The organism is Peribacillus sp. FSL R5-0717, assembly GCF_038002945.1.
Lineage (GTDB): Bacteria > Bacillota > Bacilli > Bacillales > DSM-1321 > Peribacillus > Peribacillus frigoritolerans.
Genome location: NZ_JBBOOF010000001.1, coordinates 1,536,549 through 1,552,292, shown reverse-complemented (window position 1 = coordinate 1,552,292; position 15,744 = coordinate 1,536,549). Strand labels below are relative to the sequence as shown.

Here is a 15,744-nt window from a genome sequence, read left to right as displayed (position 1 = left end):
AGTACGCTTTTAACTAAACATTTTAAAGGATGTAGCTTATGGAATGGAAAACGGACAGAAAATCCAAGAAGCCTTTATATAAACAAATAGCCGCTTACATCGAGAGTGGCATAGCTGATGGAACGTTCCTATTGGATAAGCCGTTACCGTCTGAACGCTTCCTGGCAAGTGAACTGGGAGTTAACAGAAGCACAGTTGTTGCGGCTTATGATGAATTGGAAGCGAATGGGCTGGTTGAACGAAAAAAAGGAAGCGGAACGATGATCAGCAAAGATATCTGGGGAATTACCCGAAAACGTATCCCTAGCTGGAATAGATATATCGAAGCGGGTTCTTTTTTACCCAATATGCCAGTAACCCAAAAAATACGTAAAGAGACGGAAGGGCATAACCTTATTAACTTAGCTAGCGGGGAGCTTTCAGAAGACTTATTTCCAGTCCAATCCTTACGTGAGATCATTTCCAATAGATCCTTCATTGGTAGCTTAGGTTATGATCACCCTCAAGGCAATGCGGTTCTAAGGGAAACGATAGCCAATCATGTTAAACAGTATAGGAGAATTGACACGGATCCATCTTCTATACTCATTACTTCTGGTGCACAGCAAGCCCTGCATCTGGTGGTCCAATGCTTGTTAAAGCCAGGGGATGCCGTTGTATTGGAAGATCCATCATATAGTTACAACCTTCCCATCTTTCAATCCGCGGGGCTAAGAACCTTTCCTTTGCAGGTTGATAAAGATGGCATCAACCCAGAGGATTTACTGGAACTCCATAAAAAACATCGGATCAGGATGATTTTTTTGAACCCTATATTTCAAAACCCTACAGGAACTGTCCTTCATATCAACCGCCGTAAAAGGATTCTTGAGCTTTCATCCGAATATGGAATACCGGTCATAGAAGACGATCCTTATAGTTTAACGTCCTTTGCTGGGGAAGAAATATCCACTCTTAAATCGATGGACAACAACGGAAATGTTTTATACATAAGCTCTTTGTCAAAAATTGTTGCTTCCGGTTTAAGAATTGGGTGGATCATTGGTCCGAAATCAGTCATAAATAGACTATCGGATGCTAAGCAGCAGGTTGACTTCGGTCATGGCTCATTCACTCAATGGATAGCGAATGACTTTTTGGATTCATATTATTTTCCTGCCCATCTTTCCGGCTTAAGGGGGCAACTGGAAAAAAGAAGGGATGCAATGGTTTCGAGTCTTCAACAATTCCTGCAAAAGGAAGTAGATTATCATTCGCCAAATGGCGGAATTCATTTGTGGTGTAAGCTGAAAGTGCCATTGAACGAAATAAAGTTACTGGAGGAATCCATTAAAAGAGGAGTCATATATGTTCCGGGTTCAACGCTAGGTACAAATAAGGAATACGTACGCTTTACATTTGGAAGGGAAAATGAGGATTCCATTCACGAAGGCATCAAAAGGTTTGCAGAGGCGGTAAAAAGTTTATAATCATATGATTCCAGACTGTAGACAAACTTGAACTGCCCCGTAAATGTTAGACACCAAACTAACATTTACGGGGTGTTTTTTATGGCTAATTTTTCTGCCGAACAGAAAATATTCATTACACGACTTTACCTTGAAGGAAAGCACAGCTATATGGATCTTCAAAAAATATTTGAAGTTTCGTATCAAATGATTCAAGGATGGGTTCGTTTATACCAAATTCAAGGAGTCGATGGATTTAAGAAATCCTATACAAGTTATTCTACGGAGTTTAAAATGGATGTACTTAATTATATGAATGAAACGGGTATATCTTCTTACGACGCAGCCGCAAGGTTTAATATTTCATCTCCAGCGCTAATTCGGACATGGAGAATAAATGTTAATGCCTATGGATTAGATGCCCTAATTTCTAAGAAAAAGGGGAGACCATCCATGAAAAAAGATATCAATCCATCCAAACAAATTGAAGGTTCGGTTAAAGAGCTTGAAGAACGAATTAAACAACTGGAAATGGAGAATGCGTATTTAAAAAAGTTAAATACTTTAGTTCAAATGCAGGAAAAATTACAACCCAAATCAAAGCGCAAGTAATTTATGAACTAAAGTCCATTTATGAGGTTGTGGCCTTAATTAAAGTCGCTGATATTCCACGTAGCACGTACTATTATTGGGAAAAACGCTTGAATCGAGAAGATAAGTATTCGAAGGTAAAAGCCACTATTCAGTCTATCTATCATGAACATAAAGGACGTTACGGTTATCGTCGTATCACAAAAGAGTTAAAAAAATATGGGTTTTCTCACAATCCAAAGACCATCAACCGCCTCATGAATGAAATGGGCGTAAAATGTTTAGTCCGTATGAAAAAGTATCGTTCGTATAAGGGGCGTGTTGGTCGAATTGCCCCCCATATTTTACAACGTGATTTTCAAGCTGAGAAAATGAATCAAAAATGGGTAACAGACGTAACGGAATTTCATTTATTTGGGGAGAAACGTTACCTATCCCCTATCCTTGATTTATGTAATGGTGAAATTATTGCCTACAAAGTGATGAAACGCCCTGTTTATAAACTTGTTGGAGATATGTTAGATGAGGCGATTAAACACCTAAAACCAGAAGATACGGTCATCCTCCATTCGGATCAAGGGTGGCATTATCAAATGAAGAAGTATCAAAAAACCTTAAAAGATTCCCGCATTATACAAAGCATGTCCCGTAAGGGAAATTGTTTAGATAACGCAGTCATTGAAAACTTTTTTGGCTTGTTAAAGTCTGAATTGCTTTATCTCCAAGAGTTTGAAAGTATGGAGCACTTTGAAAAGGAATTAGATGATTATATTCATTACTATAACCACAAACGAATGAAGGTAAAATTAAAAGACCTGAGTCCGATAGAATACCGAACTCAGGTCTTAGAAGCTGCTTAAATTATATGTCTAACTTTATTGGGTCAGATCAACTTGATGAAATATCAGTTTGCCTGCAGTTTTTTTTATTAAAAAATTTCCGTTGATTTCAGAAATCCGCTCCCTTTCCGCCGACTGTCTGCCAAGCCTCCTCGACGCAAGCGTCTGTGGGGTCTCGGCTAGCCAGTAATTCGGCAGGAGTGTCGCAAATTTCTTCAATTTAATGAGGGTTCCATCCATATGAAAAGTAAAAAAACATGAAGGATAACCTGGTCTTCTTTAAAATCATGGTTCAGAATGAGACCATATCGAACCATGATTTTAAAACAAAGTTGATTGGAAACGGAAGGTACGAGACTCCTGCGGGGAAAGCGCGTCGAAGGGAGACCCCGCAGGAGCTTGCGCAGAGGGCGGACCGCCCGCGGAAAGCGAGTGCCTGAAGTGGAAATCAATATCTAAAAATTGTAACCATACCCGAGGGGTTGAAGGTCTTTTTCGAGGATGCAAGTTAGGCATAAGTTCCTGCAATCCGCGGTATCTTAGCGATTTCTTCAGTGGCGCTTTGCGCTTTTCTATGGGTATTAACGAAAGAATTCAACAAGTGGATGGTGGAAATTTTACTGAATTGGATGGTCCTAAAAATGGTTGTTCTTTTATTATAGAGGGGAAGGGTTTTACTAATATATTTACTCAGTAAACACAAAGAGCGATCTACATGTAATTTTGCGATCTCTTTTTGTAGTTACACTGCGAAATGCGATGAGAAGCGGAAGGATTTTAAATGGTTCAAGGAAATAGAAAATAATATTGGGAGGCGTTGATTCATGACGGTAAGTATAATAGCAGTGGTCGTCATTTGTTTAGTTGCCCTGGTCGGCACCCTTTCATTAACGGGGAAAAGTGATAGTGATTATTCTGCAGCAACGAGAGGGAATTTATTGAACCTTAGTTATATTTATATCGGTCTCGCCCTAATATTAACTGTGGGCATCATCTACTTCGTAATAAAATCAGCCTAAGATACCATGAATGATTATATAATAGCCTATCAAAATGAATGGAAATGTGAATTTGTTCACAAATGTGACGGAAATATGAACGGAAAGAATCTGATCGATACCTGGAAACAATACCTTTGTAAGCTGAGTGAACAATCCTTTCGACATAATTATGGATGAAAAATATATAGATGAATCATTAAATAATAGAGTAGCGGAGATGATCAAATATGACATGGCCTGTATTGATTTTGACAATTATCTTAAGTTTGCTTAAATTATTAGTTACCTGTCTTCCAACCGATGCCGTGAATTGGATTATGAGTAAATTTAAAATACATTCTGAAATTAGTGACGCGGATGCAATCGTGACCTTTGATGGAAAGCGTTTGGAAGGTGAAGATAAAGTTCAAGTGCTTAATTATTTTAACGAAGCTAAGTTTTTGAAAAAAAATCATATATTTCCCGGGAACGAGAAATTGTTTTTACATCCAGAGAACAGCGGGACTCCCATTATAATGGATGTAAAAAGAGGAAAAAACGATGTTAGATTATATGTGCACATTTACAACGACCATGTGGATGTTGTCAAACAGTACAAGAATAAAGTAGTGGCGTATAGTCTTCTTTCCGAGAGCCTCCAAGAACGTTCCATGCCAGTAATAAGGAATTTAGTTTAAAAGGAATAAAAGTGAACTGCACCCCAATTGGAGATGCAGTTTTTTTATGAAGAATAACGACAAGGTCTATTGCACAAGGTTCAGTTAAGCAAGCAAACTGATAACTTTCAGATGCCGAAAGTCAGTCGGTCTCGGTTAATACCTTTAAAGTCTTTTCCCTGATGCTTATCCGGTTTTTATAATCTTTAGCTACCAACTCTGTATATAATAAATCAAAAAGCAAAAGGAGCGGAAGCAATGGAGAGATGTTTTGTCCCATATGCATGCTGTTTTTGCTTGTGACCAATAGTGTTAGGTCGCCAAGCTGGGAGAGTGCGGAATTCTTATCTCCAGTAAAGACCAAGATGCATGCGCCTTGCTTCTTTGCGATTTTAACTGCAGAAATCACTTCTTTCGTCGTTCCGGAAATGGAAATGCCGATGACAACACTATTCTCATTACTTAAAGCTGCATCCATCATGGACTGATGGGGGTCTGTAATGGCTTCGACAGTTAAGCCGATACGAAAGAACTTGGACTTGAACTCCTGGGCCGCTATACCGGAACTCCCTATTCCATATACATGAATCTTATTTGCCTTTGTAAGGAAAGAGACAGCTTTTTGGATATTGTCATATGTCGTTATATGAAAGGTATTATCAATGATACCCAAGTGATCTTGATACAGTTTAGCGAAATAATCCACCTGCTTGATGTTCTTCATGTTTTTCGGCGTATTTCGGAGATCCACGAACCTTTTTAACTCATGCCTGAACTCATTAAACCCAGAAAAGGCTAATTTCTGGCAGAAACGCGTAATGGTTGCAGGTGAAATATGAAGCTTTTTAGCTATTTGACTGATCGTTAACTGACTTACTTCTTCAGGGCGCTGCAGAATATAATGGGCCAATTCTTCCTCTGTTTTGGTGAACTTGTCCATGCTGCATTCTATGCCATATATGAGGTTTTCTGCTAGGTATTCCATTTGATCACCCATTTCGGATTTCTTATCTGTATTTATAGTTTAATGTATCCAGCAGGGACGTCAATAACCGGAGGAACGGAAACAGGAATGAAAAAGAAAAGACCCAAACTGTTGTTGCCAGTCTGGGTCTTTTCATTACTATGTGTCATTTTCTATTCTTGGATAGCGTCCACGAATCTTTTGGTGATTTGCTGCGGCCTGGTAATGGCACCGCCCACCACTACTGCATGGACGTTCATATCCAATACAGAGCGGGCGATTTCTGGTGTGATGACATTTCCTTCCGCGATCACTTTCGCTTTGTTCACTGCTTTTACTATTTGTTTGAGTACAGCATAGTCATCCTGATATATTTTCTCGCCGAGAGTTTCGTTCGTATAGCCGTATAAAGTGGGCGCCACAATATCGAATCCTAAATCGTCAGCGTATTTGGCTTCCTCAATGGTGGATACATCCGCCATTAGCAGGACATCCGGATATTTTGCTCTTATTTCACCATAAAACTGCTTTAATGTTTTACCGTCCGGCCTTACCCGGGCTGTAGCATCCGTCGCAATGATTTCCGCTTTGGTTTCCATCAATGCATCGATTTCGGCCATGGTGGGAGTGATATAGACATCGTTTTGTCCATACACCTGTTTAATGATCCCTATGACTGGAAGGTCCACATTTTTCTTGATTTCCATTATGTCAGCTACAGAGTTTGCGCGAATGCACTTCGCACCGCCTTCTTTGGCAGCAATGGCCATGCGTCCCATAATAAATGAACTGTGCAGCGGCTCATTCTCCAATGCTTGACATGATACGATTAAGCCCTTGTGAATTTTATCCAGCACCTGTTGCATGTTTAACACGTCCTTATCGTTGTCTATATTCTCAATGTCCCAAGAATTCTTCCACTTCATTTTTGATGATCGTCACTTGGGGACCGTAAACTATTTGAATGCCGTTTCCTTTTTTTACGACACCTTTTGAACCGGTTTGTTTTATGACGTCTTCTTTCACCAATGTTTCATCCTTTACCGTGACACGGAGACGGGTTGCACAGCAATCGACGATCTCGATATTTTCCTGTCCGCCCAATCCGTTAACGATGGTCTGGGTTCTCTCTGATGCCGTTACTTGTGTAACAGCGGCCTGTTCATCATCTTCACGGCCAACCACTTTCAAATTCTTCTTCCTGATCAAGAATTTAAAAGTAAAGTAGTATAGGAAAAACCATGGAATTCCGACGAAAAGTACATAAATCCAGTTTGTTTTACTGATGCCCTGTAGTATCCCGAATAAAGTGAAATCAATAAATCCTCCAGAAAAGGTTTGACCGATCGTGATATTGAATATATCTGCCATCATGAAGGCAAGTCCGTCAAACAAGGCATGAAAAACATAAAGGATCGGTGCGACAAATAAGAAACTGAATTCAAGCGGTTCGGTGATGCCTGTTAAGAAAGAGGTCAAGGCAGCTGAAAGCAGCAAACCGGCCACGACTTTCTTATTTTTAGGTTTAGCGCAATGGTATATGGCCAATGCCGCGCCAGGCAGACCGAACATCATCGTGATGAACCGCCCCGACATGAACCGGGAAACACCCTCATAATACTTGACGGTAGTTGGGTCGGCCAATTGTGCAAAGAAGATGTTCTGGGTCCCGCTGACAAGCTGCCCTTTAATCTCCATCGTTCCGCCTAAAGCTGTCTGCCAGAAGGGAAGGTAGAAAATATGGTGCAGCCCTAACGGCCCGAGCATCCGTAATATGAATCCGTAAAAGAAAGTCCCGATCGTACCTGTGCTCGTTACCAGCGCACCTAATTGGTTTATGAAAAGTTGGAAATAAGGCCATACGATAAAAAGCACGGCTCCAACCAAGATGGATGCGAAGGAAACGATGATGGGAATGAAACGTGAACCCCCGAAAAATCCTAACACTTGCGGAAGCTGAATTTTATTATATTTATTGTGCAAAAGTGCGGCAACGATCCCTACTACGATACCGCCAAACACACCGGTCTCCAGTGTCTGGATCCCGACCGCCATTCCTTGTCCGGCACCTGCCAAATTCTCTTTGGCAAGTTCCCCGGTTATTTGAAGCAGTGCATTTATTGAACTGTTCATGACGAAATAGCCGATCATGGCTGCCAATGCAGCGGTCCCTTTATCCGAACGTGCCAATCCTACTGCAACACCTACGGCAAAAATAACCGGCAAGTTGCCGAATACGATGCTTCCTGCAGAACTCATGATCGTGAAAATGGCCTGCAGCCAAGCAAAGTCTAAAAATGGATAAGCCTCAACTGTATTTGGATTGGAAAGAGCACCGCCAATTCCCAGCAATAAACCGGCCGCTGGCAAAACGGCAATCGGGAGCATAAAAGATTTACCGAATTGTTGCGCTTTCTCGAAAGCTTTCTTCATAAATATTCCTCCCTCATTTAACGAGCCTTTGATACTCTTTATTTTTTATCGCTATATACTAGCTATATTAAATCCCTTTGAGAGCGTTTTCAATGCGATGCAAGGTTATATCAACTGTTTTCAATCTTGTGCCTATTTCACTGAAAAAGTTTTCAATAATAGAAGGTGCTGGATTGGATAAAAAGTTATATGAATATATTGAAATCTTTATTGCCTATTTTTATAATTCGTGTATTGGTGAGTAAATGTACTATTTAATAAGAAAAAACTTTTTTTTTATCCAAAATCCGAATATTATCTTGTGCAATCAAAAAAAAGTATATATAATTACCTCAAACGATAGTTTGGCAGGTGATAGTCATCTTACCGATAAACGCTAACGAAACGAAGAAATTGCTTTCTCATATGTATAATGAGGTATCGAAGGAATTGTTCGGCTTTGGTACGACGCTGCTGAAGGTTACTGTTGAGCAGAATGTGATTACATTTCAGGCCAAACATCGACGTGCCCCGCGCTCTGAAGCTTTAGAAGGGGAAGTTCCCAGCCTGAAGCAGGAGGTTGACTTCCATATGTCCCTGCTTTATAAAAAGAAACTGAAACAAAAGCTGGAAACGCAAACGAGTTGGGATATCGAAGCTGTCCTGAGGGATTATGACTCAGCGACGCAGCTGGCATTCACCAATATAGTATTGAAGGAAAAAATTATTTAATCATATAAGTGGATTTCCCTTCGGATTTATCTGGAGGGGACGCCACTAGAGAACCAAATGATAAGTTTTATCTTTGTTTACAAAGAAAAGACAATCTTGGGTAGAATTTCAATTCTATTTAAGATTGTCTTTTTTTACATGTAAATCAGTAAAAAGGAAATTTTAAACAATATGAACTTGGAGGTTTGGATGATGAAAAAAATATTGATGATGTTATCACTGTTCACATTAGTTTTAGCTGCATGCTCTTCAAAGGACGATGGAAAGGAAAAACCAGCCAAATTGGTCGTTTCCACTTGGGGATTCGCCGATGATTTCTTCCGTCCTGAAGTTTATGAGCCATTTGAAAAGAAGCATAATGTCGAGATTGTCGTTGATTCAGGAAATAATGCAGATCGATTGAACAAAGTGCGCCAAGCGAATAGCGATGTGGATGTTATCTATTTATCCGACTACTATGCACAGCAGGGAATCGATGAAGGGTTATTTGAGAAAGTTGACCATAGCAAAATTCCGAATATTGATCATATCTACGACAAAGCAAAAGCGCCGAATGGTGCTGAGTATGGACCAGCCTATACCATTGCACAATTTGGGATTGCCTATAATCCCGATGAATTGAGTAAACCAATCACCTCTTGGAAGGATCTTTGGAGCAAGGATATGGCAGGGAAGATCACGATCCCATCCATCACTTCGACAACTGGACCGATGTTTTTGGATGCCGCTTCAAAAGTTAGCGGAAGTGAAGAGTTCAATGAGGATAAAGCCTTCGATCAAATGAAAAAGATCATGCCGAATGCGGTGAAGGAATATGGGCAAACATCAGAGTTCGTCAACATGTTCTCGCAAGGGGAAATCGCTGCAGGCCCGATCATGGAAATGTATTTTGGCGATTTACAGGAAGCCGTTCCTAATGCTAAGTTCATTTCCCCAGAAGAAGGCGGCTACGCAGTGATGAATACGGTGAACATTGTTAAAGCCAGCGATCAAAAAGAATTGGCCGGCGAATTCATGAATTACATCTTAAGCAAGGAAGTTCAGGAAAAATCAGCAAAAGCGAAAGTGGATTCTCCTGTCAATACGGAAGTCAAGCTCTCTAAAACGGAAGCGAAAGGCTTAACCTATGGAGATGAAGTCATTAACAGCCTGCGTGTATTGGATATGAAATTTGTTAATGAAAACTCGAAACAATGGATCGATCGTTGGAATCGTGAGCTTACACACTAAGGAAAGAAATGAGGTGTGCTTGATGAAGAAAAAAATGATTCTTGATGTGGATACTGGAATAGATGATGCGATCGGGATCATTCTTGCTGTTAAAAGCCGTCAATTCGACATATTGGCGGTAACAACAGTCAACGGGAATGTATCACTTGATACGGCCACATTGAATACATGCAAAATATTGGATTTATTGAATGAACAGGACATTTCAGTCATAAAGGGGGCAGATAGCCCAATTATCAGGAGTCCCTTTTTTGAACACCGGATCCATGGCGAAGACGGGATTGGCGGAGCCTTGAAGGATGTGCCGGTCAAAAAGCAGCCTGATGATGGATTTGCTTCTGATTTCATCATCAATTCCATTTTGAATTTTCCTGGTGAAGTGACGCTTGTCATGACGGGACCTCTTACGAATTTGGCATTGGCGGTGAAAAAATGTCCGCAAATCACCAAGCTCGTTAAAGAAGTCATTTTCATGGGCGGAGTTGTTCAAGGGGTTGGCAATGTCACGCCAACCTCTGAATATAACACGTATGTCGATCCAGAAGCAGCTAAAATCGTATTACAGGCGGGTTTCGCATCCATCACACAAGTTGGTCTTGATGTCACGAGAAAGGTTCTATTGGGTGAAGAGCATATTCAATTGATTCAAAACCATGAACTTGCTGACTATATAAGGCAAAGTACATCAGATTATCGGAAAAGGTATTTTGAACGTAACGGCATATGGGCATGTGCGATGCATGATCCATTAGCTGTAGCCATCGCATTGCAAGAAGATCTTGTCACCAGAGAAGAATATTATGTGGATGTTGAAACAAAAAGCGAGCTTTGTGACGGACAGATGGTTTGCGACTTTCAAAATAGGCTGATGAAGCAGCCGAATGCGCAAGTTTGTCTGGACGTCGATGCGGAAGCGTTTTTCGACCTGTTCATTCGCATAATCAATTCATAAATAATACGAACAGGGGGTTCCGAGGTGAAGAAACGCTATCTATACCTGTTGTTGTTACCAGGCGTTCTATTTTTAACGATTTTCATGATCATTCCGATCCTAATGACGATTGGCACGACCTTTTTTCATGAAGGCAGCGGTTTTTCCATACAAGGATATCTCGACTTTTTCCAAGACCGATACTTTATTGAAATTCTGCTGACGACACTTAGGGTGAGTCTGTTCACGACAATCATTTGCATACTATTGGGATTTCCAGCAGCTTATTATATTTCAAAACTGAAACAACGAAAAAAAGCCATCATGCTTTTGCTGACGATCTTCCCGCTATTAACAAGCCCTGTTGTCCGCTCATTCAGCTGGATGGTGATCATCGGTAAAAACGGTGTCGTGAATAAATTGCTGATGGGCATGGGCTTGATTGAAAAGCCGCTTGATATATTGTACACACCCACTGCCATCATCATCGGATTGGTCCATTTATTCCTGCCATTGATCATCGTGACGCTGGTGGGTGTGATGGAGAACATCGAGACGGACTTATTAAAAGCGGCGGAGAGCCTTGGAGCATCAAGATTGGCCGTATTCTCAAAAGTGATCATTCCGCTTTCGGTTCCAGGTTTGGTCATTGGCAGCATCCTTGTTTTCGTAGGAAGCTTCACGGCTTATACTACGCCTGCTTTATTAGGCGGGAAACAGCGGGTCATTTCGACCTTTCTTTATCAAAACGCGATTACATTGAACGAATGGCAAGTGGCATCGATTGTCGCTACGATAATGATTGCCGTGACAGTCCTTATCATATCGATCATGAATGGTTTGGCAAAAAAATTAAATCCAAAGGGGTAGAGGTGTATGCAGGAAAAAAATCGAGGATTGGCCCTGTTTACATTCCTGGTGTTCCTTTTTTTACTAGGGCCTTTGCTTATCATATCCGTTACGTCATTTGAAGGCGGAAATATTTTGAAGTTCCCGCCAGAAGAGTTTTCTTTCAGATGGTACGAAAATATTTTTAATGTGGACATGTTTTTGGTCGCTTTTAAAACGTCCATCCTTGTTTCACTAGGTGGCAATCTTTTGGCACTGTTACTGGGAGTGCCGGCAGCCTATGCATTAAGCCGGTTTGATTTCAAAGGGAAAAGCGTGATAAATGCCTTTTTCGTTTCTCCGATATTGATACCGGGAATTGTGCTGGGCTTTGCGTTTTTACGTTACATCGTGGGGACTTATCAGCTTCCGATATATGGGGCCCTGTTTGTGGGACATACTGTTATCATGCTGCCTTTTATCATCCGTGTGATTTCTTCAAGCTTATCAAACTTTGACTTTTCCATTGAAGAAGCGGCCGAGAGTCTCGGAGCGAGTAAATTGGGCACATTCTTTACAGTCGTCCTCCCGAATATAAAATCAGGAATTCTGGCGGCAGTCATGATCGCCTTCTTGGAATCCTTCAATAATGTAGACATTTCAGTTTATATGACAGGCCCTGGGGTAAGTACGTTTCCGATTCAGATGCTGACGTATGTGGAGAACTACTTCGATCCCACCATTTCGGCCATTTCCGTATTGCTCATGTTCATAACCGCTTTCTTCATGTTTATAGTGGAACGGATCATGGGATTGTCTTATTTCACAAAACGATAAAGGAGGTAATGATGGGTGGCTTTATTCACTTTACAAGATATATCTGTAGCCTATAACAAACAGAATATATTAAAGGATTTCAATCTTGAGATTGAAAAAGGGAAACTGGTATCCCTTCTTGGCCCGAGCGGCTGTGGGAAAACGACGACCCTGCGTTTAATTGCCGGGTTTTTACAGGCGAATGAAGGGAAGTTTTTATTCAAGGAAAAGGACTATACGAAAGTGCCCGTCAACAAGCGGAATTTTGGCTTTGTGTTCCAAAACTATGCATTATTTCCGCATTTGTCTATATTCGATAATATTGCATTCGGTCTCCGTCTGAGAAAGAATGCTAAAAGTGAAATCGAAAAAAAAGTAATGAATGTACTCGAGATCGTTAATTTGAAAGGTTTTGAAAAACGATATCCCCAAGAGCTTTCCGGAGGGCAAAAGCAGCGGGTCGCGATTGCCAGGGCGCTGGTGATTGAGCCGGACATCCTCTTATTTGACGAGCCATTGAGTAATCTTGATGCCAACTTAAGGGTGAATATGAGAGTCGAGATTCGCCGTATCCAACAAGAGCTGGGGATTACAACGGTATATGTTTCCCATGACCAGGAAGAATGTTTTTCGATATCCGACCAGGTGGCGATCATGAATAAAGGGATCATCGAACAGCTTAGTGACCCTGCGACCATTTACAAATATCCTGAAACCAAATTTGTCGCGGACTTCATCGGCTTCAAGAACTTCATTGACTTCGATAAGCGGACAGATCATGACGGTAAAATCGAACTGAACAAATCTGGATACTCATTTGTGCTGCACAAGGATCCGCAGATGAGCAATTCAACGGGAAAAATAGGCGCCATCAGGCCGGACGATCTGTTGATCAGGGAAAAAGATAACACGGGAGCTGTTCAGGAAAATAGTTTACCTGGCCGGGTCAAGGTAAGTACGTATCTTGGAAGAAGCTATCAATATGTCGTTGAAACCCCAATAGGGGATTTCACTGTGAACAAGGAAATGGCGGAACCCTACCGGACGGGTCAGGAAATCATCCTTGAAATTCCGAGAAACCAGATGGTGCTTGTTGACTAGCTTAGGGGGGAAGTTATGCGAATGGATATGCTTATAAGGGATATCAACGTGTTTAACAGCTATTTTAAAAGATTCATTAAAGGGAATGCAGCCATCAAGGATGGAAAGTTCTATTATATTGGAGAACGTGAATTGGATGCCTTCGAGCCGGATCGAGTTGTCGATGGACAGGGGAAGTATATGGTTCCAGGTCTGATCGATATCCATCTCCACATTGAAAGTACGATGGTGACGCCTGCGACTTTTTCCTACGGGCTAATCAAAAATGGCGTGACCACAATCGTGCCGGAACCGCATGAAATGGCCAATGTTTTCGGCATTTCCGGTGTGAAGGAAATGATCAAAGCAAGTCAAGATTGCGTAGCGGATATGTTTTATGCCATCCCGAGTTCCGTTCCAGCCACATCGATGGAAACAACAGGCGGTTCGATCGAAATAGATGATATTGACGAATTGATGCAAACCGAGGACATTATATGTCTCGGCGAGATCATGAATTACCATGAGGTCATAACCGACCCGGATTGCAAAACGAATAAGATCTTGTCCCATATCCGTTCCCGTTATCCAGATTTGATCATAGAGGGGCACGTTCCAAAGCTGCTCGACTTGGACTTGCAAAAGATTATTAATGCCGGAGTGAATTCAGATCATACACACCAGACCGTGGAAGGGATGGATGCGAGGATCGCTGCCGGGATGTTCATTGAGATTCAAGAGAAATCAATGACTGAAGAAGTGATAGATTACTTGAAGGAAAATCAGGTGGATGAACATTTCTGCTTTGTCACCGATGATGTCATGACCGACTCTTTCCAAAACAGGGGACATCTGAACGTCCTTTTAAAGAAAGCCGTTCAAATGGGGATGACTCCGGAAAAAGCCATTTATGCATGCACCTATACACCTGCACAGAGGATGCGGATGTATGACCGCGGTGCCATTGCACCTGGGAAAACAGCAGACTTCCTGCTGCTATCGGACTTGGAAACATTTGAAATTGAACAAGTTTACAAAAAAGGTGAGCTAGTTTATGAATCTGCACGGCCATATGTCCAAGAAATGAAGGAAGAACAATTTCCTGAGCATTTCTATCAAAGTGTGAAGCTTGCGGAACTTACCGAAAACGATTTTAACATCACGATCCCGGAGAGTCTTGAAAGCAGCAAGTGCCGGATCATAAACGTGCAGAACGGTTCTACTTTCACATCTGAAACTCATGATCGTATCGAAGGGAAGGATGGTCAATTAAGCTGGGAAGAAAGCCCTTATGGTTTAATCGCCACATTCGAACGATACGGGAAAAACGGTAATCGGGCGCACGGGTTGATCACCGGCGATGTATTAAAGCGTGGAGCTGTCGCCACAACCTATTCGCATGATAACCATAATCTTCTGGTGATAGGCCATAATAAGCAGGATATGATGATTGCCGCTAACGAAGTGATAAGGAAGCAAGGCGGTGTCTGCTGCGTACACGATGGCAAGGTCCTATCGATGATTCCACTTCCGGTTGGAGGGATTCTTTCAGAAGAGCCGATGGACATCGTATCAAAGCAAGTTCAGCACCTGACAGATGCACTTAAGTCGTTAGGCTACGAACATTATAATGTCATCATGTCATTAAGCACCTTATCGCTTCCTGTCAGCCCGGCTCTGAAAATAACCGACCATGGATTGATAAACGTGAACGAAGGGAAAACAGTCCCTCTCATGATGAGTGATGAAGCTTAAACCGAAAAGGGGATTATCCAATGGATAATCCCCTTTCTTAATGCGCCAAATGTTAGCTGGATTTGTTTATTTTCATATAATTACCATTAAGGTAAAAATATGATAAAATAGAGGAACAACTGAGGATAGAGTGGTAGGTCACGCTTTGCTTTTCCATCTAATGATAGATTGGAAAGGAGGTGACCGCTTGATTCATTTCTTATTGAACTTGATTACAGATATGGGTAAAGAGATATTTGTTGCTGTAGCAACCAGTCTTATCCTGTCTATGTTCGCCAAGAAACGGAAAAAGAACCACTCATCCTCCCAAGATGGCAATGGTTCTTCTTCTGACGATTAATTAAGTTAGTTGTGACCAACCACTCTTGCTAGTTGTCAGCCTCATGTTAGCGCATGAGGCTGTTTTTAGTTTATGTCAATATAAGGATAACATACCCCGATTTTAAAGTAAATATTCAGAC

General features: G+C 41.4%; 15 protein-coding genes. 12 read left to right on the top strand and 3 right to left on the bottom strand.

Annotation, left to right across the window (positions count from 1 at the left end; translation table 11 throughout):
- Positions 1 to 38 precede the first annotated feature (38 nt).
- The 4 genes from pdxR to NYE65_RS07545 all read left to right on the top strand — a co-directional run bounded on the left by pdxR (position 39) and on the right by NYE65_RS07545 (position 4,556).
- Complete coding sequence (pdxR, locus tag NYE65_RS07560; protein WP_340860290.1) at positions 39 to 1,469, top strand: MocR-like pyridoxine biosynthesis transcription factor PdxR; 1,431 nt, start codon at positions 39 to 41, stop codon at positions 1,467 to 1,469.
- An 81-nt stretch (positions 1,470 to 1,550) separates the two neighbouring features.
- Positions 1,551 to 2,899 (top strand): IS3 family transposase gene (locus NYE65_RS07555; RefSeq protein WP_340859554.1). Its coding sequence is split into 2 segments (ribosomal slippage): positions 1,551 to 2,010 and positions 2,010 to 2,899, totalling 1,350 coding nucleotides; the frame shifts between segments, so codons are not numbered across the junction.
- Between the two features lie 803 nt (positions 2,900 to 3,702).
- Positions 3,703 to 3,897: a hypothetical protein gene (locus tag NYE65_RS07550; protein ID WP_328175904.1), complete on the top strand. Its 195-nt coding sequence runs from the start codon at positions 3,703 to 3,705 to the stop codon at positions 3,895 to 3,897.
- Between the two features lie 209 nt (positions 3,898 to 4,106).
- The gene (locus NYE65_RS07545) at positions 4,107 to 4,556 is read left to right on the top strand and encodes a YfmQ family protein (RefSeq protein WP_328175903.1); all 450 of its coding nucleotides are present in this window, start codon (positions 4,107 to 4,109) and stop codon (positions 4,554 to 4,556) included.
- A 121-nt stretch (positions 4,557 to 4,677) separates the two neighbouring features.
- On the opposite strand, the gene NYE65_RS07540 is transcribed toward NYE65_RS07545, so the two are convergent.
- The 3 genes from NYE65_RS07540 to NYE65_RS07530 form a co-directional block, all read right to left on the bottom strand.
- Complete coding sequence (locus tag NYE65_RS07540; RefSeq protein ID WP_057278473.1) at positions 4,678 to 5,520, bottom strand: MurR/RpiR family transcriptional regulator; 843 nt, start codon at positions 5,518 to 5,520, stop codon at positions 4,678 to 4,680.
- A 152-nt stretch (positions 5,521 to 5,672) separates the two neighbouring features.
- A complete protein-coding gene (locus NYE65_RS07535; RefSeq protein ID WP_063575183.1) occupies positions 5,673 to 6,365 on the bottom strand; it encodes an N-acetylmannosamine-6-phosphate 2-epimerase in 693 nt (230 codons plus the stop codon).
- A gap of 31 nt (positions 6,366 to 6,396) precedes the next feature.
- On the bottom strand, positions 6,397 to 7,932 hold the full coding sequence (locus NYE65_RS07530; protein WP_057278334.1) for a maltose/glucose-specific PTS transporter subunit IIC: 1,536 nt from the start codon (positions 7,930 to 7,932) through the stop codon (positions 6,397 to 6,399).
- A gap of 360 nt (positions 7,933 to 8,292) precedes the next feature.
- Here NYE65_RS07530 and NYE65_RS07525 point away from each other — a divergent pair, with 360 nt between their 5' ends.
- The 8 genes from NYE65_RS07525 to NYE65_RS07490 all read left to right on the top strand — a co-directional run bounded on the left by NYE65_RS07525 (position 8,293) and on the right by NYE65_RS07490 (position 15,623).
- Positions 8,293 to 8,643, top strand: coding sequence for a DUF2294 domain-containing protein (locus tag NYE65_RS07525; RefSeq protein ID WP_098937524.1), 351 nt, complete (start codon positions 8,293 to 8,295; stop codon positions 8,641 to 8,643).
- A 192-nt stretch (positions 8,644 to 8,835) separates the two neighbouring features.
- Positions 8,836 to 9,873: an ABC transporter substrate-binding protein gene (locus NYE65_RS07520; protein ID WP_340860287.1), complete on the top strand. Its 1,038-nt coding sequence runs from the start codon at positions 8,836 to 8,838 to the stop codon at positions 9,871 to 9,873.
- A gap of 22 nt (positions 9,874 to 9,895) precedes the next feature.
- Positions 9,896 to 10,825: a nucleoside hydrolase gene (locus NYE65_RS07515; RefSeq protein ID WP_340860285.1), complete on the top strand. Its 930-nt coding sequence runs from the start codon at positions 9,896 to 9,898 to the stop codon at positions 10,823 to 10,825.
- A 24-nt stretch (positions 10,826 to 10,849) separates the two neighbouring features.
- A complete protein-coding gene (locus NYE65_RS07510) occupies positions 10,850 to 11,674 on the top strand; it encodes an ABC transporter permease (protein ID WP_340860284.1) in 825 nt (274 codons plus the stop codon).
- Positions 11,675 to 11,680: 6 nt separating this feature from the next.
- The gene (locus NYE65_RS07505) at positions 11,681 to 12,469 is read left to right on the top strand and encodes an ABC transporter permease (RefSeq protein WP_328175899.1); all 789 of its coding nucleotides are present in this window, start codon (positions 11,681 to 11,683) and stop codon (positions 12,467 to 12,469) included.
- Positions 12,470 to 12,484: 15 nt separating this feature from the next.
- The gene (locus tag NYE65_RS07500; protein WP_264895580.1) at positions 12,485 to 13,549 is read left to right on the top strand and encodes an ABC transporter ATP-binding protein; all 1,065 of its coding nucleotides are present in this window, start codon (positions 12,485 to 12,487) and stop codon (positions 13,547 to 13,549) included.
- A gap of 15 nt (positions 13,550 to 13,564) precedes the next feature.
- Complete coding sequence (locus tag NYE65_RS07495; RefSeq protein WP_340860281.1) at positions 13,565 to 15,283, top strand: adenine deaminase; 1,719 nt, start codon at positions 13,565 to 13,567, stop codon at positions 15,281 to 15,283.
- Positions 15,284 to 15,470: 187 nt separating this feature from the next.
- Complete coding sequence (locus NYE65_RS07490) at positions 15,471 to 15,623, top strand: hypothetical protein (RefSeq protein ID WP_153246156.1); 153 nt, start codon at positions 15,471 to 15,473, stop codon at positions 15,621 to 15,623.
- The last annotated feature ends 121 nt before the right edge of the window (positions 15,624 to 15,744 follow it).

What these genes read in the sequence shown, in the direction of transcription:
- NYE65_RS07505 (WP_328175899.1), top strand. Translation starts at nt 11,681, where the DNA reads ATGCAGGAAAAAAATCGAGGATTGGCCCTGTTTACATTCCTGGTGTTC.
- NYE65_RS07540 (WP_057278473.1), bottom strand. Translation starts at nt 5,520, where the DNA reads ATGGAATACCTAGCAGAAAACCTCATATATGGCATAGAATGCAGCATG.
- NYE65_RS07530 (WP_057278334.1), bottom strand. Translation starts at nt 7,932, where the DNA reads ATGAAGAAAGCTTTCGAGAAAGCGCAACAATTCGGTAAATCTTTTATG.
- NYE65_RS07545 (WP_328175903.1), top strand. Translation starts at nt 4,107, where the DNA reads ATGACATGGCCTGTATTGATTTTGACAATTATCTTAAGTTTGCTTAAA.
- NYE65_RS07520 (WP_340860287.1), top strand. Translation starts at nt 8,836, where the DNA reads ATGAAAAAAATATTGATGATGTTATCACTGTTCACATTAGTTTTAGCT.
- NYE65_RS07515 (WP_340860285.1), top strand. Translation starts at nt 9,896, where the DNA reads ATGAAGAAAAAAATGATTCTTGATGTGGATACTGGAATAGATGATGCG.
- pdxR (WP_340860290.1), top strand. Translation starts at nt 39, where the DNA reads ATGGAATGGAAAACGGACAGAAAATCCAAGAAGCCTTTATATAAACAA.
- NYE65_RS07550 (WP_328175904.1), top strand. Translation starts at nt 3,703, where the DNA reads ATGACGGTAAGTATAATAGCAGTGGTCGTCATTTGTTTAGTTGCCCTG.
- NYE65_RS07495 (WP_340860281.1), top strand. Translation starts at nt 13,565, where the DNA reads ATGCGAATGGATATGCTTATAAGGGATATCAACGTGTTTAACAGCTAT.
- NYE65_RS07535 (WP_063575183.1), bottom strand. Translation starts at nt 6,365, where the DNA reads ATGCAACAGGTGCTGGATAAAATTCACAAGGGCTTAATCGTATCATGT.